Origin of the sequence: Pseudoduganella danionis (assembly GCF_009720775.1) — a bacterium.
In the GTDB taxonomy this organism is placed as follows: Bacteria; Pseudomonadota; Gammaproteobacteria; order Burkholderiales; family Burkholderiaceae_D; genus Rugamonas; species Rugamonas danionis.
Map to the genome: position 1 here is coordinate 364354 of NZ_WNKW01000004.1, position 16620 is coordinate 380973.

17 protein-coding genes are annotated in these 16620 nt (G+C 62.0%); 11 read left to right on the forward strand and 6 right to left on the reverse strand.

Annotated elements, in window-relative coordinates:
* Nucleotides 1-25 precede the first annotated feature (25 nt).
* On the forward strand, nucleotides 26-706 hold the full coding sequence (locus tag GM655_RS16125) for a Fe2+-dependent dioxygenase (protein ID WP_155435697.1): 681 nt from the start codon (nucleotides 26-28) through the stop codon (nucleotides 704-706).
* Here the strand turns inward: GM655_RS16125 and GM655_RS16130 are convergent.
* The 3 genes from GM655_RS16130 to GM655_RS16140 form a co-directional block, all read right to left on the reverse strand.
* Nucleotides 703-1353 (reverse strand): TMEM175 family protein, encoded by a 651-nt coding sequence (locus GM655_RS16130; RefSeq protein ID WP_155435698.1) that lies wholly within the window; start codon nucleotides 1351-1353, stop codon nucleotides 703-705. The two genes, GM655_RS16125 and GM655_RS16130, sit on opposite strands and share 4 nt — an antisense overlap.
* A 129-nt stretch (nucleotides 1354-1482) precedes the next feature.
* Complete coding sequence (locus GM655_RS16135; protein WP_155435699.1) at nucleotides 1483-1839, reverse strand: hypothetical protein; 357 nt, start codon at nucleotides 1837-1839, stop codon at nucleotides 1483-1485.
* Between the two features lie 80 nt (nucleotides 1840-1919).
* The gene (locus GM655_RS16140; RefSeq protein ID WP_155435700.1) at nucleotides 1920-2576 is read right to left on the reverse strand and encodes a thiol:disulfide interchange protein DsbA/DsbL; all 657 of its coding nucleotides are present in this window, start codon (nucleotides 2574-2576) and stop codon (nucleotides 1920-1922) included.
* 131 nt (nucleotides 2577-2707) lie between these two features.
* Here GM655_RS16140 and GM655_RS16145 point away from each other — a divergent pair, with 131 nt between their 5' ends.
* The 6 genes from GM655_RS16145 to GM655_RS16170 are packed head-to-tail and all read left to right on the forward strand — an operon-like array spanning nucleotide 2708 to nucleotide 8732.
* A complete protein-coding gene (locus GM655_RS16145; protein WP_155435701.1) occupies nucleotides 2708-3286 on the forward strand; it encodes a YdeI/OmpD-associated family protein in 579 nt (192 codons plus the stop codon).
* Entirely contained in the window at nucleotides 3283-4539 is a 1257-nt protein-coding gene (locus tag GM655_RS16150) for an MFS transporter (protein WP_229632598.1), read from the forward strand. Before GM655_RS16145 ends, GM655_RS16150 begins: the two co-directional genes overlap by 4 nt.
* A gap of 57 nt (nucleotides 4540-4596) precedes the next feature.
* Nucleotides 4597-6282: a glycoside hydrolase family 10-like protein gene (locus GM655_RS16155; RefSeq protein ID WP_155435702.1), complete on the forward strand. Its 1686-nt coding sequence runs from the start codon at nucleotides 4597-4599 to the stop codon at nucleotides 6280-6282.
* Between the two features lie 11 nt (nucleotides 6283-6293).
* Nucleotides 6294-7205: an N-acetylglucosamine kinase gene (locus GM655_RS16160; RefSeq protein ID WP_155435703.1), complete on the forward strand. Its 912-nt coding sequence runs from the start codon at nucleotides 6294-6296 to the stop codon at nucleotides 7203-7205.
* A 16-nt stretch (nucleotides 7206-7221) separates the two neighbouring features.
* Entirely contained in the window at nucleotides 7222-8097 is an 876-nt protein-coding gene (locus GM655_RS16165; RefSeq protein WP_155435704.1) for an N-acetylmuramoyl-L-alanine amidase, read from the forward strand.
* Nucleotides 8098-8108: 11 nt separating this feature from the next.
* A complete protein-coding gene (locus GM655_RS16170) occupies nucleotides 8109-8732 on the forward strand; it encodes a M15 family metallopeptidase (RefSeq protein ID WP_155435705.1) in 624 nt (207 codons plus the stop codon).
* A 30-nt stretch (nucleotides 8733-8762) separates the two neighbouring features.
* On the opposite strand, the gene dacB is transcribed toward GM655_RS16170, so the two are convergent.
* A complete protein-coding gene (gene dacB / locus GM655_RS16175; protein ID WP_155435706.1) occupies nucleotides 8763-10241 on the reverse strand; it encodes a D-alanyl-D-alanine carboxypeptidase/D-alanyl-D-alanine endopeptidase in 1479 nt (492 codons plus the stop codon).
* Between the two features lie 22 nt (nucleotides 10242-10263).
* The gene (locus tag GM655_RS16180) at nucleotides 10264-11502 is read right to left on the reverse strand and encodes a spore maturation protein (protein WP_155435818.1); all 1239 of its coding nucleotides are present in this window, start codon (nucleotides 11500-11502) and stop codon (nucleotides 10264-10266) included.
* A gap of 151 nt (nucleotides 11503-11653) precedes the next feature.
* Between GM655_RS16180 and GM655_RS16185 the strand changes: the two genes are divergently transcribed.
* Nucleotides 11654-13336 carry an ABC transporter substrate-binding protein gene (locus tag GM655_RS16185; RefSeq protein WP_229632612.1) on the forward strand — a complete coding sequence of 561 codons (1683 nt, stop codon included), beginning with the start codon at nucleotides 11654-11656 and terminating at the stop codon, nucleotides 13334-13336.
* A 2-nt stretch (nucleotides 13337-13338) separates the two neighbouring features.
* On the opposite strand, the gene GM655_RS16190 is transcribed toward GM655_RS16185, so the two are convergent.
* Nucleotides 13339-13923 carry an ORF6N domain-containing protein gene (locus GM655_RS16190; protein ID WP_155435708.1) on the reverse strand — a complete coding sequence of 195 codons (585 nt, stop codon included), beginning with the start codon at nucleotides 13921-13923 and terminating at the stop codon, nucleotides 13339-13341.
* A gap of 532 nt (nucleotides 13924-14455) precedes the next feature.
* Between GM655_RS16190 and GM655_RS16195 the strand changes: the two genes are divergently transcribed.
* From GM655_RS16195 to GM655_RS16205, 3 genes are all read left to right on the forward strand, one after another.
* Nucleotides 14456-14749 carry an ArsR/SmtB family transcription factor gene (locus GM655_RS16195; RefSeq protein WP_155435709.1) on the forward strand — a complete coding sequence of 98 codons (294 nt, stop codon included), beginning with the start codon at nucleotides 14456-14458 and terminating at the stop codon, nucleotides 14747-14749.
* 106 nt (nucleotides 14750-14855) lie between these two features.
* On the forward strand, nucleotides 14856-15338 hold the full coding sequence (locus tag GM655_RS16200) for an arsenate reductase ArsC (protein ID WP_155435710.1): 483 nt from the start codon (nucleotides 14856-14858) through the stop codon (nucleotides 15336-15338).
* Nucleotides 15338-16618, forward strand: coding sequence for an arsenic transporter (locus GM655_RS16205; protein WP_155435711.1), 1281 nt, complete (start codon nucleotides 15338-15340; stop codon nucleotides 16616-16618). Before GM655_RS16200 ends, GM655_RS16205 begins: the two co-directional genes overlap by 1 nt.
* Nucleotides 16619-16620 lie beyond the last annotated feature (2 nt).

The following is a 16620-nucleotide window of genomic DNA, read 5'->3' on the forward strand; positions in this document are numbered from 1 at the left end:
CGCCCTTTCTTTGCGGAGCAAAATCATGATGTTGCATATCCCCGGTGTACTGAGCCGGGAGCAGGTGGCTTCCATGCGGCGCAGGCTAGATGCCTCCAACTGGGTGGATGGGCGTACCACAGTGGGCGCGCAAGGTGCGCAGGTGAAGCAGAACCGCCAACTGGCCGAAGGCTCGCCGCTGGCGCAGGAGCTGGGCGCGGAAGTGCTGGCGGCGCTGGCCAATAGCCCGCTGTTTTTTTCGGCGGCGCTGCCGCTGCGGACCTGCCCGCCCCTGTTCAACTGCTATGCCGGTGGCGAACACTATGGCGACCATGTGGATGGCGCCATGCGCCGCGTGGCCGCCAGCGGCCAGTGGCTGCGCACCGATGTCTCCACTACGCTGTTCCTCAGCGATCCCGATGAATACGACGGCGGCGAACTGACGGTGGTGGATGCGTATGGCGAGCATGAAGTCAAACTGCCGGCCGGTGATCTGATCGTCTACCCGTCCACCAGCATCCATCGCGTGGCGCCCGTCACGCGCGGTGCCCGCATCTGTTCCTTCTTCTGGACCCAGAGCATGGTGCGCGACGATATGCGCCGCTGCATGCTGCTAGAGCTGGACCAGAATATCCAGAGTCTGCGCGCCCGTCTCGGCGACTGTACGGAACTGGTCAACATTACCGGGCATTACCACAACCTGCTGCGCCAGTGGAGCGAGGTCTAAGCGCCGGCGTGATGCGTACGCTGTGTGCGGCGCTCTATCCACGCGCCGAATGGGCGCAGGCCCAGCATCAGCAGGAATACCAGATTGGCCATGCCGGGCGCCACGGCGCTGAGTGGTATGGCCGAGACGGCGATCAGCAGCAAGCCCAGCCCGCGCGCCAGCACGGCCGCATAGCTGGCCGAGGTGAGCTGGTGGCTGCACAGTTCGGGGTGGCGGTAGATGTAGCGCGCCTGCAGCAGTGTGGCCACGCCCAGCAGCACCATTACGCCCGAGTACACCAGTTGTCCCGTCAGCGAGGCAAACTGGTTGTTGACGGACGAGGCAAATGGCAGCAGCGAAGCGCCGGACAGGCCCAGCATGGTCAGCCACAGCAAGGGTTGATCGACATGGCGCACAAAGCTGTACAGGCGGTGGTTGGCGATCCAGAAATTGGCCAGCACAAAGAAGCTGATCACCCACGAAATCATCACCGGCAGCAACTGCAGCAGCGCGCCACGCAAGGCCGTTTCGCCCGCATGGTGGGCCTGTTCGGGAATGCGCAGCTCGATCACCAGCAATGTCATGGCGACGGCAAAGATGCCATCGACGAGCGCTTCGATGCGGTGTTTGCTCAGTTGCGGCTGGCTGCCGCTGGCTAGTTCGGACATGCTGCTCTTTCAGAGTCGGGGAAGAGCGCACATTCTTGCGGAAAATTACATTAATCGCAATATTGTGTTGCGTAATATTCCCACTGCCGACAGGCAGCGGGCGCCAGCAGGGAAACAACTACGGGACAGCTAGCGTCGCTCAGCAGATTCCGCTGCGTCGCCTGATGTTGCCGGGTTGTTAGTGATGGTCTGGGGCGGATTCTTTTCAAAATGGTCGATTGCTTCGACGGCTTCCTTGAGGCCCAGACCGGTTTGCTGGCGATACAGCCGGAGCGCATCGATGCGTCTGTCCCGCTGAGTAATAAGTGCCGCCACCTCTGGGCTAGGCAGCGGGAAAGCCGGTGCCGTCAAGCCGAAGTGCTGCAGCAGTACATCCAGCTGCTGCTCAAGTTTGCGGCAGCGCTTGTTCATCTCTTGAAGCCGGTGCGACAGGATGAATGCGAACGCGATGGCGAGTACCGCGAGGATGGCGAAGTTAATTTCCATAGCTTTACAGGGTTAGATTGTAGTGAATAAGCAATCGTCCATGAGCAGTCGCACACCCGGCGCGTATCAAGCATAGTCTCTTATTGATTCGAGCGCGCAACAAGAACATCGAGCACCTGCATGGTCGCGGCCAGTGCTTCATCACGCTGCAAGTTGGGATTGGCTTGCGCCACCATGCTAGGCTCGGTCACGTACTTGCCGTTGACAATAATGGTAGGCGTGCCGGTGACGCCATAGTTCTCCGCCATGCGCGCGAGCGACTTGAGGCGCATGCTGACGCCGAAAGAGTTGTAGGCGGAAAGGAATTTTTCCTTGTCTATGCCGTTGCGCAGCGCCCAGTTGAGGTTCTCTTCATCGCTGCGCAGGCGCCGGTGTTCCTGATGCCACGCCTGCAGCACTTTGCCATACAGCGCATCCTGCAGCTGCAAGGCTTCCAGCGTCGCATACAGGTGCGCTTCGAAATCGCGCATATCGCCACTGGAGAGGTGAATGCGGCGGAAGTTGACCTTGCCCTCATGCTGTTTGGCCCATGCCGTCAGCGGTGCATCCACCGCATAGCATGCCGGGCAGTGGTACATAAAGAACTCGATGACTTCAACCTTGCCGTCCACCTTCTGGGTAGGCTGTGGCTGGGCCAGAGTACGGTATTCCGCACCATTCACCGGGATGCTGGGCGAGGCGATGGCGTGTCCGGCGGCCAGTGCCGCAAGAGTCAGTGTCAGAACGAGACGGCGCATGGGGTCTCCGGTGTTAACAATTGGATATGCAATTTAGCACATCCCGCTATCGGACGACAAACCCAGCGCGGCGCGCCAGTTGGCGGGGATAGTGGCACAATAGGCGCGATCTCATCGCGCAGGAGTTTGCCATGTCAGACCGTATCGCCGCGTTTTTTGCCAAAGCCCAGCCATGGCAGCAGGAGTTTGCCCAGTTACGCAGCCTGCTGGACGAGTGTGGCCTCGAAGAAGGTTTCAAATGGGGCTGGCCATGCTATATGCAGGACGGTGCCAACATCGTGCTGATGCACGGCTTTAAGGAATACTGCGCGCTGCTGCTGTTCAAGGGCGCCCTGCTCGACGATGCCGACGGCCTGCTGGTACAGCAGACGGAAAACGTGCAATCGGCCCGCCAGATCCGCTTCACCAGCGTGGCGCAGATACAGCAGCAGAGCGCGGCGATACTGCGCTATGTGCGCGCCGCCATGGCGGCGGAAAAAGCCGGCCTGTCCGTGCAGCGCAAGTCCACCGCGCAATTCGATATGCCGGAAGAATTCGCCAGCCGTCTGGCCGAACAACCCAAGCTGCAAGCTGCTTTCGAGGCGCTCACGCCGGGGCGCCAGCGCGGCTACCTGCTACACTTCGGCCAGGCCAAGCAGTCGGCCACCCGGGTAGCACGGGTAGAGCGCTGCATCCCCCGCATACTCGAAGGCAAAGGAATGGACGATTGAGCGTCGCACTGCGTAATACTCCGGCCTGGGCCTGGGTGCCCACCATCTCGTTCAGCCAGGCCGTGCCCTATGTGGCCGTGATGATGCTGGCCACGGTGATGTACAAGAATCTCGATGTGCCGAATGCGGAACTGGCGTTCTATACGGCGTGGCTGTATTTGCCGTGGGTGATCAAGCCGCTGTGGTCGCCGCTGGTGGAGCTGTTCGGCACCAAGCGGCGCTGGATAGTCGGGCTGCAGTGGCTGTCCGCGGTGGCACTGGCCAGCGTGGCGCTGAGCCTGCATCTGCCTGATTTCTTCCGCATCAGTCTGGCCCTGCTGTGGCTGCTGGCTTTCAGCTCCGCTACGCACGACATTGCCTCGGACGGCTACTACATGCTGGGCCTGCCCGAGCGCTCGCAACAGGCCGCGTTCGTCGGCGTGCGCAGTGCCTTCTACAAGCTGGGCATGATCGCCGGTCAGGGCGGGCTGGTGTATCTGGCCGGCGTGCTGATCGAGCGCCATGGCGATGCGGCGCAAGCCTGGGCCGTGGTGTTCAGCCTGCTGGCGCTGCTACTCCTGCTGCTGGGCGCCTATCACCAGTGGGTGTTGCCGCGTCCGGCGACGGATCAGCCCTATATCGCTCGTGCCAATCTATGGGCCGGTTTCGTCGAAACTTTCCGCAGCTTTTTCCGCAAGCCCGGCATAGGCGTGACGCTGGGCTTTCTGCTGCTGTACCGCCTAGGCGAAGCGCAGTTGCTGAAAATGGCCGCACCCTTCCTGCTCGATAGCCGGGCACAGGGCGGGCTGGGTCTGAGCACGGCCAGCGTGGGCATCGTGTACGGCACGGTGGGCGTGGCCGCGCTGGTGCTGGGCGGCATCGCCGGCGGGCTGGTGATCGCCCGCTTCGGTCTGAAGCGCAGCCTGTGGCCCATGGTCTGCATCATGCATATTCCCGATCTGGTGTTCGTCTATCTGGCCGTGGCCCAGCCTAGCGATACGCTGCTGATCGCGGCCGGGCTGGCGGTGGAGCAGTTCGGCTACGGTTTCGGCTTTGCCGCCTTCATGCTGTACATGGTGACGGTAGCCGATGGCGAGCATAAAACCGCCCACTATGCGCTGTGCACGGGCTTTATGGCGCTGGGCATGATGTTGCCGGGCATGGTGGCAGGCTGGTTGCAGCAGCAGCTCGGCTATCAACTGTTCTTCCTGTGGGCCTGTATTGCCACTTTGCCTGCCTTCGGTATGACGCTGCTGGTGCGGCGCGCGCTGTAAAACTGGCCGCCGCGCTTCCGCTACAATACGGGGGCTTATTCGATACGGGGAACGGTTTTGGTTTTTAATGCAAAAAAGCGGCTGACTTTATCGGTTGCTGCCGCGGGGGCAATTTCACTGTTGCTGGAAGGGTGCTCCAGCTCGCCGGTGGCGCCGTCTGCCAGTCCGGCCGGTGCCAGTGGAGCTCAGCCTCAGCCTCAGCCGCAGTCCCCTGCTGTGTCCGCTGGCGCTGGCCAGCCGGCCGTTGCACCCGTTGCCGTCGATGCCAGCCAGCCGCCGCCCGCGCCGCGCGAATTCCGCGCCGCCTGGGTGTCCACCGTCGCCAATATCGACTGGCCGAGCCGGAATAATCTGGGCATGGCCAAGCAGCAGGCCGAAGCGCTAGCGATACTCGACCGCGCGCAGGCCGTGGGCCTGAATGCCATCGTGCTGCAGGTGCGCCCTAGCGCCGACGCAATCTACCCTTCGCCGCTGGAGCCATGGTCGGAATTCCTCACGGGTCAGCAGGGCCGTGCACCGGCCACGCCGTGGGACCCGCTGCAGTTCTGGATCGAACAGGCCCATGCCCGCGGCATGGAACTGCATGCATGGTTCAACCCCTATCGCGCGCGCCACGCCACGGCCAAGTCGCCGCTGGCTGCCAACCATATCGCCAATACCGATCCGGCCGTGGTGAAGTCGTATGGCCGCTATCTGTGGATGGACCCGGGCGAAGCGGCAGCAGCCCGGCGTACGCTGGAGGTGGTGCTCGATGTGGTGCGCCGCTACGATGTGGATGGCGTGCATATCGACGATTACTTCTACCCCTATCCGGTCGATGCCAGTGCCAACACGGCGGGGCCGGAAGGCGTGGCGCTCGATGCAGGCATGGGTGCGAAGCAGGAACTGGAATTCCCCGACCAGCCTTCGTGGCAGCGCTATCTGCTCGATGGCGGCACGCTGGACCGCGCGGGCTGGCGGCGCCAGAATGTGAACCGCCTGATCGAAGCGCTGTATCAGGGCATCCACAAGGAAAAGAGCTGGGTACGATTCGGCATCAGCCCTTTCGGCATTGGCAAGCCTGAACGCCGCCCGCCCGGTATCGCCGGTTTCAGCCAGTATGACAAGCTGTATGCTGACGCAGAACTGTGGCTGGCCAATGGCTGGCTCGATTATCTGGCGCCGCAGTTGTACTGGCCCGTGTCGCAGGCGCCGCAAGCCTTCGATGTGCTGCTCGATTACTGGGTGGCGCAGAACACCCGCGCGCGCCACATCTGGCCCGGCCTGTACACCAGCCGCATAGACCGCAGCAGCAAGGCCTTTGCGCCGGAAGAGATCCTTAAGCAGATCGCCGTGACGCGCAGCCGAGCCAGCGTGGGCGGTCATGTGCATTTCAGTATCGCTGCGCTGATGGAGAACCGCAAAGGCATTAGCGAACAGCTGAAAGCCCAGAGCTACCAGAGCCCTGCGCTGACACCGGCCACGCCGTGGCTGGGGAATACCGTGCCGCCTGCACCGACGGTGGGCACGCGGCGCGAAGCCAACGGGCTGGCGCTCAAGCTCTCTGTTACCGGTGGCAAGCCGGTGGCGCAATACGCCATCTGGTCGCGCTACGGCAGCGAGTGGCGCTTCAGCGTGGCACCGGCCACGCGCGCACAAGTGCTGCTGGCCGACGATGCTGCGGCTGGTGCGGCGCAAGCCGTCGTTGTCAGCGCAGTGGACCGGTTGGGTAACGAGAGCGAGCGGGTCACCGTTCTGCGCTAAGGCACCCGACCATGCGTGCTTACGGACTGGGCATCGATGCGGGCGGCACGCAGACCCGCTGGGCACTGGCCGCAGCGGATGGGCAGATCGTCGCCGAAGGCACGGTGGCCGGGCTTTCCGTCAACCAGATGCAGAACGAGGCGGGCCGCAGTGCCGTGCAAGCTTTGCTGCAGCAACTGGCAGCACAGGTGCTGGACCATGCGCCTGCGCATGGCCGCCCGCAAGGCGTGTGCGCAGGATTGACCGGCTTCGATGGCGCAGCAGCGCAACCGGCGCAATGGCTGGCCGCGGCGCTGGATGTGCCGCTGGCAGCGGTGCAGCTACGCAGCGATATTGAAATCGCCTACCTCGATAGTTTTGCTTTGGGCGAGGGCTATCTGGTGTATGCCGGTACCGGCTCCATCGCAGCATGGATAGATCCGCAAGGAGCGCTGCATCGCGCCGGTGGACGTGGCGTGCTGCTCGACGATGGCGGCGGCGGGTACTGGATCGCACGCGAAGCGCTGCGCCACATCTGGCGGCTGGAAGATGAAGCGCCGGATAGCTGGCAGCAGTCGGCGCTGGCGCAGGCCATGTTCGAGCGCATAGGCGGTAGCGACTGGGCGCTGTCGCGCCAGTTCGTGTATGGTCAGGAGCGCGGTGCGCTCGGCGAGCTGGCGCTGGCCGTTGCTGCCAGTGCCGACAGCGATCCCGTTGCGCAGGCCATCCTGCGGCGCGCGGGCGAGGAGCTGGCGCGTATCGGGCTGGCGCTGGTGCGCCGCTATGGCGAGCGCCCCATGGTGCTGAGCGGACGGGCGTCCACCCTGCATCCGCTGATTGCGGCCAGCATGCGCGCGGCGCTGCCGGCCACGCAGGTGCTGCAACAAAAAACGACACAGGCCCACCACGCAGCAGCCCGCATTGCACTACACTGCCAGAATTGATCGTACGAGAGCATATATGAGCAAGTTACTTCCGCTGGTGGCGCTGACGGCCGCCGTATCCCTGCTGTCCGGTTGCGCCACGGTGGCACCGGCCGGCCCGCGCATCGATAAAAGCCTGACGGCGCGCGGCCAGAGCGAGCGGATCAAGTACATCATCCTGCACTACACGGTGGCCGATCTGCCCCGCTCCATCAAGATCCTCACGCAGCAGGATGTAAGCGCCCACTATCTCCTGACCGACACGGATCAGCCATTTTTCTATGCGCTGGTGGATGAGTCGAAGCAGTCCAACCACGCTGGCCTGAGTAGCTGGAAGATTTACAACCAGCTCAATTCCGCTTCGATAGGCATCGAAATCGTCAATCCCGGTTTTACCGAAACGCCGCAGGGGCGTGTGTACGCACCGTTCAAGCAGGCCCAGATCGACCAGCTGATCCTGCTGCTGAAGCAGCTGGTGGCGCGCTACAACATCAAGCCGGAGAACATCCTCGGTCACAACGATATTGCGCCCCAGCGCAAGCAGGACCCGGGGCCCATGTTCCCGTGGAAGCAGCTGGCCGATGCGGGATTGCTGGCGTGGCCCGAACCTAGCCGCGTGGGCGCACGCCTGCCCCTCTTTACGGAGCAGCTACCCGATGTGGCGTGGTTCCAGCGCAAACTGGCGCAGGTGGGCTATGCCACGCCTCAGACGGGCGAGCTGGATCAGGCCACGCGCAATGTGCTGGTGGTGTTCCAGTCCAAGTACCGCCAGTCGCTGTATGACGGTACGCCGGACGCGGAAACGGCCGCACTGCTCGATGTGCTGACCAGCCCTGTGCCGGAACTGCCCGTGCCAACACCGGCACCCGTGGCAGCCAGCGCAGCTCTGCCACGCAGCACGTCCAGCCGATAGGGAGCCGCGCCATGACCATCACCAGCGCAAGTACTCTGCCTTGCGAAGCCATCGATGGCCATGCGGCTTTCCGCCACCTCAATAGCATCGAAGGCATAGCGGTCGATCTGCGCTATGCCACGCCGGATAATTTTGTGGGCCGCGACCTGTATAACCCGCTCGATTGCGCCTGGCTGCACAGGGATGCGGCTGCCGCGCTGGAACAGGCAGTAGCATGGCTGGCGCGCCAGCGCCCCGGCTACCGCCTGCTGATACTCGATGCGCTGCGCCCGCAGCGGGTACAGGAACAGTTGTGGCAGACCTTGCAGGGTACGGATTTGCTGGGCTATATCGCCGAACCGGTGCGCGGCTCCATCCATTCCTTCGGCATGGCGCTCGATCTGACCATCGTCGATGAAGCGGGGCAGGAACTGGATATGGGCACGGCGTTCGATGACCTGTCCGAGCGCTCGCAGCCAGCGCTGGAAACGGTGATGCTGGAGCGGGGCGAGCTGACGCGCGCCCAGTGCGACAACCGCCACCTGCTGCGCAATGCCATGCTGCTGGCCGGCTTTTACGGCATCAACAGCGAGTGGTGGCATTTCGATTGCGGCGACCGCCAGCATGTGCGGCGCACCTACACGCGCGTGCTCTAGCGGCTACGCGGCATCATCAGAGCACAATCATCAGGGCGCCGAGCGCGCCACCCATTCGATCAGGCCATCGAGGACATTGCGCCCCGCGCCACCGGCCACATGTTCGTCATTGAGGAAGGCTACTACCACGCAGGGCTGGTTGGCCGCATCGTAGACATAGCCGGCAATCGCCGTAATGCCGTTCAGCGTACCCGTCTTGATACGGGCACGGCGCGTGGCCGGGCTATCCTTGAGGCGTTTGCGCATGGTGCCATCGGTGCCGGCGATCGGCAGCGCGGCGAGGAATTCCGGCATCCATGGGCTGCGCAGGCCGGCCTGCAGCACGGCCGCCATCTGCGCCGGCGTGGCACGCTCGAGCCGTGACAGGCCGGAACCATTTTCCAGTACCAGCCCGTCGGCGCTGATGCGCTGCGATTGCAGCCAGCCACGGATGGCCAGATCGGCCCGCATCTGGGTGCTGGCCACACTGTCGTCGGCCGGTAACGGCTTGCTGCCCAGCGCTGCATCGGCCTGCAGGCTGCCCAGCATCAGGTAGACGGTGCGGGCGAGGGTGTTATCGGAGTGCTTGTTCACATCGCGCAGCACTTCGGGCAACGAGCGTGACTGGTGTTCGGCCAGCAAACGGCTGTCCGGTGCCAGACCTGCCGCTTCGGCCTCGCGTACCTCGCCACTCAGGCTGCCGCCCAGCTTGCGCCACTGGGCGCGCAGCAGACGGGCCAGAAAATCGTGGTGGTCGAGCACGTCGAGACTGGTGGAGCGGTTGCAGTTGCGCGGGTAGCGGCCATGCAGAATCACCGTCAGCTGGTCGCCACGGCGGCGTACTTCCGGCGTGCGCCAGTCTTTTTCCCAGCTGGCGCAGGGTGCATCGACCAGTTGCAGATCGGCCTTGACGCTGACCTGCTCCAGCTCCGGCAGCATCACCACCGATAGTTCGCTGGCGCTGGCACGCAGTTCCACCCGCAGCAGATTGCTGTGGGTGAGCAGCGCATCGGGGATCACGTTGTAATAGGCCCAAGGGAATTCGTCGAACGGCGGCTGGCCCAGATCGGGGCGGGCCGGCTGGAAGAGCTGGCGGTCCAGTATCACGTCACCCTTGATCTTGCGTATGCCCTGATTGCGCAAGGCCTGCAGCAGATGCAGCAGCACGTCTTCATTGAGATCGACATCGGCACCACCGCGCACGATCAGATCGCCTTTGAGTACGCCATGATCGATATCTGCCGTGGTGCCCAGCTCGGTGCGGGCGCGGAAGGCTGGTCCCAGTTGTTCCAGCGCAGCCAGCGTGGTAATCAGCTTCATGGTGGAGGCGGGCTGCATGCTCTGGCTGCTGTTATGGTCGATCAGCGTCTGGTTGCCGCGCATGACGACGATGCCTGCCGCCTGCTGCGGAATATTGGCAGTGCTCAGCAGGGTGCTGATCGCTTCGGGCAGGTCGGCCGCCATTGCGCCGCGCGTCAATACGGCAGTGGCAGTGAACAGGGCAGCGAGGATGGTACGGCGTAGCAACATGGTGCAGGCTCTCTTGCGCTAATCAGTGGAAGAACACATAGGCGACGAAAATCGCCGCAATCACGCCGGCCAGATCGGCGATCAGGCCGCAGGAGATGGCGTAGCGGGTTTTGCGTATGCCTACCGAACCGAAATACAGCGCGACGATGTAGAAGGTAGTATCGGCCGAGCCGTTGAACACGCAGGCCAGCCGGCCGACGAAGGAATCCACGCCATATTGGCGCATGGTGTCTATCATCATGGCCTTGGCGGCGCTGCCGCTCAGGGGCTTCATTAGCGCGGTGGGCAGGGCCGGCACGAAATCGGCGTTGACGCCTAGCTGGGCGAAGATCCAGCCAAAACCTTCGATGACGTAGTTGAGCACACCCGCATTGCGGATCACGCTGATCGCCACCAGCATCCCCACCAGATAGGGAATCACGGTGATGGAAGTCTGGATGCCACCTTTGGCCCCTTCGATGAACGCTTCATAGACATTCACCTTGCGCCGCAAGGCGCCGATGATGAAGCCGACGATCACCAGCAGCAGCACCAGATTGCTGAAGACTTTGGAGACCAGTTCGATTTCCTGCTTGCTCAGGTAGTGGGTGAAGTACCACACCACGCCCGCAATGGCGGCCGTCATGCCGCCCAGCCAGCCCATGACCACCGTGTTGAACAGGTTGATGCGCTGGCGGATAGACACCGCAGTGATGCCCGTGACGGTGGCCACATAGGTAGCGATCATGCAGGGGATGAAGATGTCGGACGGATCGGCCGCACCGAGGATGGAGCGCTGCGCCATGATGGCCAGCGGGATCAGCGTCAGGCCCGAGGTATGCAGCACCAGAAACATGATCTGCGCATCGGTCGGTTCGTCCTTGCTGGGGTTGAGTGTCTGCAGGCTCTCCATGGCCTTCAGGCCGAACGGTGTGGCGGCATTGTCGAGGCCCAGCAGGTTGGCCGAAAAATTCATCACCATGTGGCCGGTGGCCGGATGCTGCGACGGTACGCCGGGGAAGATGCGCGAGAAGAAAGGCGCAATCAGACGCGCCAGCAGATCGATGGCGCCGGCCTTTTCGCCGATGTTCATAATGCCCAGCCACAGCGTCATCACGCCGGCCAGCGGCAGGGCGATATCCATCACGCCGGTGCGGGCCGAATCGAAGGTGCCGTCGATGATGCGCTTGAAGATTTCCGTGTCGCCGGACAGCAGGAACTGCGCCACGGCGGCAATGAAGCCGATCAGGAAAAAGCCGGACCAGATGTAATTGAGCGACATATCGGCAAAAAAGTGGGAAAGACAGGCCAAGTATAGCGGCTGGGAGTGGGTATGCTGGTCAAAAAAGTTATAAGCTGCCGCTTTAGTTTGCGGATGTGGGAAAGCGGGTATGTGGAAACGAGTGGTGGTGGCCGGATGGGCACTGGTAGGCATGCTATGCGCGCCTGCGCAGGCGCAGGTGCCGGAAAGAGTGCCGGAGAAAGTACTGCATGCGTTTCTGAGCACGGGCGAGACGGGGCTGGACCCGGCCGTGGCGTCCGACATTGCCAGTCTGAGTTTGCTGGAAAACTTGTTCGACCCGCTGCTGCGCTATGACTATCTGGCGCGCCCCGTGCAGCTGCAGCCGAATACGCTGACGGCCATGCCGGAAGTGACGGATCAGGGGCTGACCTATACCTTCCATCTGCGCCAAGATGTGTACTTCACGCCCGATCCCGCCTTCAAGGGGCAGCGGCGGCAGGTGACGGCGCAGGATTATGTGTACAGCCTGAAGCGGCTGTATGACCCCGTGCTGAAGTCGCCGTGGCTGTTTCTGCTCGACGGCAAACTGGCTGGCGATGCGGCGCTCAAGCAGCAGTTCAGCTACGAGCGCGAGATCGCCGGTCTGCAGGCGCCTGACCGCTTCACTTTGCGCATCCGTCTGACGGCGCCTGATCCGAATTTCCTGTTCTATCTGGCCACGCCTGCCACGGCGGTGGTGGCGCGCGAAGTGATGCAGGCCTATGGCGCGCAGGCGGGCAATCATCCGGTCGGCACGGGGCCGTTCGTGATGGGGCAGTGGAAGCATAGCGATCGCATTACTTTGCTGGCCAACCGTCAGTTCCGGCCCGTCAGCTATCAGGGCCGGCGCGTGCCGCTGCTGGACCGTATCGACCTGCGCATCGTCGAGGAATACCAGTCGCGCGTGCTGGGCTTCCTGAATGGTGAATTTGATTTCCTCGAACAGTTGCCCGAATCGATGAAGGATATGGTGCTGACAGCCGACGCCCAGCCCACGCTGCAGCCCGCGCTGGCGGCGCGCGGCATCGTGCTGTCGCCCTTCCCTGTGCTGCAGACCTACTACATGTGGATGAACATGGAAGACCCGCTGATCGGCGGCTACAGCAAGGACAAGCTGGCGCTGCGCCGTGCCATCGCCATGTCCTACAACAGCGCGGAAGATGTGGCGCTGCTGAAGAAGGGACTGGCCGTGGCAGCGCAGACGCCGCTGCCGCCGAATGTGCGCGGCTACGATCCGGCCTACCGCAGCCCTGTGCCCTACGATCCGGCGCTGGCGCTGGCGCAGGCGCTGCTGGAGCGCTATGGCTACCGCAAGGGCGCGGACGGCTTCCGCACCCAGCCGGACGGCAAGCCGCTGACGCTGGTGATGCATAGCGAAGCCTCGACGGTGGGACGGTTGCGCGACGAGTTATGGCGCAAGAATTTGAACGCGATCGGTTTGCGCGTGCAGTTCAAGAGCGACAAGAAGACGGAGATCATCAAGGCCTCGCGGCTCGGTTCCGTGATGATGTTCGAGACTAACTGGGTGGCCGATTTCCCCGATGGCGACAATTTCTACCAGTTACTGTATGGCGCCAACCGTGGCCGCGCCAATTACGCGCGCTTCAACCTGCCGGCCTACAACCAGCGTTACGAAGAAAGCCGCCAGCTCGGCGATACGCCGCGCCGCACGGCGCTGTACCGCGATCTGGCCGACATCCTGCATGCCTATACGCCATGGGTGCTGCTGACCCATCCCGTCTCGGCCGACCTGCAGCAGCCATGGCTGCTGCACTACCGCCGCCACCCGGTGGAACTGACCAACTGGCGCTATCTGGATATCGCGCCGCATTAGGCCTAGCGAAGATCTGTAGGCTTGGCCGGCTGCTTGTCTGTGATGATGAAGCCTATCGGTCGCTTCGTGGTTTCCTTGGTCGTCATCAGGGCGCGCAAAGTTGTGATGATCGCTTTTAGTTCATCGCGGGTATGGCGCTCGAATGTCTCTTGCCTAAGTGTGAGTAGATCGGCGTGGTTTTCCAGTTCGTTCAGGCGTGCAGCCAGTTCCTCGTGTGAAGTGATGATTTCACGTAAGCGGACAAAGGCACGGACGATGTAGATTCCAGCCGCGATGGCTTGTGTAGATGCCAGAACATTTGCGGCCTGCATCGCGCCATGTTCCGTAAAAGCATAGGGCAGTACTTTGGAGAATTTCAAGTGCACGAGGTGGTCGCAATTTGCGACCACTTCCTGCTTCTCGATATGGCTAAGCTGCCACATAAAGTCCATTGGAAAACGTGCCCGATTGCGTTTGACCTGTTCGTTAAGGCGTTTGGTTGGTACGCCATAAAGCTTCGCAAGATCAGTATCGAGGATGACTCTTTGCTCCCTGATGATGAGGATGCGATGATCAATATCGGGCGCTAATAACTCCGGTGTGCTCATTTTGTCGGCCTTAAGGAAAATTTTTTCGGAGATATCCGTCGGGTGCGCATTGCGGGTGATTCTGTCGATATTGATCCGTTCAGGGTGCCGGCTTTTTGAGCTTGAATAAGTGCGAAAGCCTTGGAATTAAAAGAGTAAGCGCGATTTTTCCCAACAAAAAAATAATTTGTGCGGCGCACAAATATTGTGGTATAGTTTGTCTGTGGTTGAGGTTTGCAATGCAGACAGTCCCACGCCCGAGGCTAGCGCCGCGGTTCGCTTGGTGTAAGAGCGCATCGCAGCAAATAGAGAGCGCGGGCTTGTAATTCCGGATACGTTGGTCGATTTACACGCTGGAGGCACCTGGCAGATAGTCCTGGGCGTCCATGCAACCGGTTCACTTTGCAGATAGCACTGGATCCGGCACGATTAAAGCATAGGTAATACATTGGAACGAGCCCGCAGCGATGCGGGCTTTTTTTATTCCGGAACGGTTTTTATCTTCATTTCGATAATATTTGAAATATCGAAATGTAAACGCTATCATGGCGTCATGGATACCAAACAAGCATTGTCGGCGCTCGCTTCGCTGGCGCAGGAACACCGGCTGGCCGTTTTCCGCCTGCTGGTGCAGACGGGGCCGGATGGGCTGGCGGCCAGCAAAATCGGCGAACAGCTGGCGCTGGCGCCCTCGTCCCTCTCTTTCCACCTGAAAGAACTCAGCCATGCTGGCCTGATCACCGCCCGCCAGCAGGGGCGCTTTCTGATCTATTCGGCCGATATCGGCGCCATGAATGGCCTGATCGGCTTCCTCACTGAAAACTGCTGCGGCGGCCAGCCATGCTAACCAGCGGGGTCAGGTCGGGCAAATGTGCAGGCTCAGCTGTTCAAGTGCTTGAGGCTGCACATTTGCCCGACCTGACCCCGAATTTTTCTTCTTCACTCTGCCAACCATGAACGTACTGTTTCTCTGCACGGGTAACTCGTGCCGCTCGCTGATTAGCGAAGCCACTTTCAACCATCTGGCACCGGCCGGCTGGCACGCGATCAGCGCAGGCAGCCAGCCCACCGGCGTGCTCAATGCGCAGGCACTGGCGCTGCTGGCCAGCAAAGGCATTGCGACCGATGGCTATTACAGCAAATCGTGGAACGACTTGCCGCTCACGCCCGATATCGTGATTACTGTGTGTGGCAGCGCTGCCGGCGAAACCTGCCCGGCCTATCTGGGCTCCGTGCTGCGCGCCCACTGGGGCGTGGATGACCCTAGCCATGTGGTGGGCACGCAGGCTGAAATCGACGCGGCGTTCGAACGCGCCTATAAGCTGCTGCGTGGCCGCATCGAGGCGTTTCTGGCGCTGCCGCTGGATCAGCTAGTGACTGACCGCGCGGCGTTCAAGCAGGCGCTGGACCGTATCGGCCAGCTGGAGGCGCAATAATGCTGGCAGCAAGCCTGATTTTTCTGGTCACGATCACGCTGGTGATCTGGCAGCCGCGCGGGCTGAATATAGGCTGGAGCGCCGTCGCCGGGGCCATCGCGGCACTGCTGGCAGGCGTGATAAAGGTTAGCGACATTCCTGTGGTGTGGCACATCATCTGGAACGCCACGACGACCTTTGTCGCCATCATTATCAGCAGCTTGCTGATGGACAAAGCCGGTTTCTTCGAATGGTCGGCATTGCATGTGGCGCGCTGGGGCGGCGGTAGCGTCAAGCGCCTGTTCGCCATGTTTGTGCTGCTCGGTGCAGCCGTGTCGGCGCTGTTTGCCAATGACGGCGCGGCGCTGATCCTCACGCCCATCGTGATCGCCATGCTGCGCGAGCTGAAATTCTCCGGCAAGGCCACGCTGGCCTTCGTGATGGCGGCCGGTTTCATTGCCGATACGGCCAGCCTGCCGCTGGTGGTATCGAATCTGGTGAATATCGTTTCGGCCGACTATTTCAACGTCAGCTTTGCACGCTATGCCGCCGTGATGGTGCCGGTGAATTTTGTCGCCATCGCCGCTACGCTGGCCGTGCTGCTGTGGTACTTCGGGCGTGACCTGCCCAGCACCTACGATGTGCAGCAGATTAAAGATCCCGCTACAGCCATCCATGACCGCGCCACGTTCATCACCGGCTGGTGGGTGTCGGTGCTGCTGCTGGTCGGCTTCTTCTGGCTGGAAGACCTTGGTGTGCCGATCAGCCTGACGTCGTCCGTGGGCGCGCTGCTGTTGCTGGTGGTGGCCGGACGCGGACACCGCATTTCTACGCGCGAAGTGCTGCGCCACGCACCGTGGCATATCGTGATCTTCTCGCTGGGTATGTACATGGTCGTGTACGGCCTGCGCAATGCCGGTCTGACGGCCTATCTGACGCAGGCGCTGAATGCCTGTGCTGCGTATGGCGTCTGGGGCGCCGCCATGGGCACGGGCGTGCTGACGGCGCTGCTGTCTTCAATCATGAATAATCTGCCGACGGTGCTGATCGGCGCACTGTCGATCGACGCCACTACGGCGCAAGGCGCGGTGCGCGAAGCGATGGTGTATGCGAATGTGATCGGCAGCGATCAGGGGCCGAAGATCACGCCTATCGGCAGTCTGGCGACCCTGCTGTGGCTGCACGTGCTGGCGAATAAGGGTGTACAGATTTCGTGGGGCTACTACTTCCGCGTGGGGATCTGCCTGACCGTGCCCGTGCTGCTGGTGACGCTGGCCGCGCTGGCGCTACGCTTATCCTGAGA

What these genes read in the sequence shown, in the direction of transcription:
- GM655_RS16165 (WP_155435704.1), top strand. Translation starts at nt 7,222, where the DNA reads ATGAGCAAGTTACTTCCGCTGGTGGCGCTGACGGCCGCCGTATCCCTG.
- GM655_RS16145 (WP_155435701.1), top strand. Translation starts at nt 2,708, where the DNA reads ATGTCAGACCGTATCGCCGCGTTTTTTGCCAAAGCCCAGCCATGGCAG.
- GM655_RS16135 (WP_155435699.1), bottom strand. Translation starts at nt 1,839, where the DNA reads ATGGAAATTAACTTCGCCATCCTCGCGGTACTCGCCATCGCGTTCGCA.
- GM655_RS16140 (WP_155435700.1), bottom strand. Translation starts at nt 2,576, where the DNA reads ATGCGCCGTCTCGTTCTGACACTGACTCTTGCGGCACTGGCCGCCGGA.
- dacB (WP_155435706.1), bottom strand. Translation starts at nt 10,241, where the DNA reads ATGTTGCTACGCCGTACCATCCTCGCTGCCCTGTTCACTGCCACTGCC.
- GM655_RS16180 (WP_155435818.1), bottom strand. Translation starts at nt 11,502, where the DNA reads ATGTCGCTCAATTACATCTGGTCCGGCTTTTTCCTGATCGGCTTCATT.
- GM655_RS16200 (WP_155435710.1), top strand. Translation starts at nt 14,856, where the DNA reads ATGAACGTACTGTTTCTCTGCACGGGTAACTCGTGCCGCTCGCTGATT.
- GM655_RS16170 (WP_155435705.1), top strand. Translation starts at nt 8,109, where the DNA reads ATGACCATCACCAGCGCAAGTACTCTGCCTTGCGAAGCCATCGATGGC.
- GM655_RS16205 (WP_155435711.1), top strand. Translation starts at nt 15,338, where the DNA reads ATGCTGGCAGCAAGCCTGATTTTTCTGGTCACGATCACGCTGGTGATC.
- GM655_RS16190 (WP_155435708.1), bottom strand. Translation starts at nt 13,923, where the DNA reads ATGAGCACACCGGAGTTATTAGCGCCCGATATTGATCATCGCATCCTC.
- GM655_RS16195 (WP_155435709.1), top strand. Translation starts at nt 14,456, where the DNA reads ATGGATACCAAACAAGCATTGTCGGCGCTCGCTTCGCTGGCGCAGGAA.
- GM655_RS16160 (WP_155435703.1), top strand. Translation starts at nt 6,294, where the DNA reads ATGCGTGCTTACGGACTGGGCATCGATGCGGGCGGCACGCAGACCCGC.
- GM655_RS16185 (WP_229632612.1), top strand. Translation starts at nt 11,654, where the DNA reads ATGCTATGCGCGCCTGCGCAGGCGCAGGTGCCGGAAAGAGTGCCGGAG.
- GM655_RS16130 (WP_155435698.1), bottom strand. Translation starts at nt 1,353, where the DNA reads ATGTCCGAACTAGCCAGCGGCAGCCAGCCGCAACTGAGCAAACACCGC.
- GM655_RS16125 (WP_155435697.1), top strand. Translation starts at nt 26, where the DNA reads ATGATGTTGCATATCCCCGGTGTACTGAGCCGGGAGCAGGTGGCTTCC.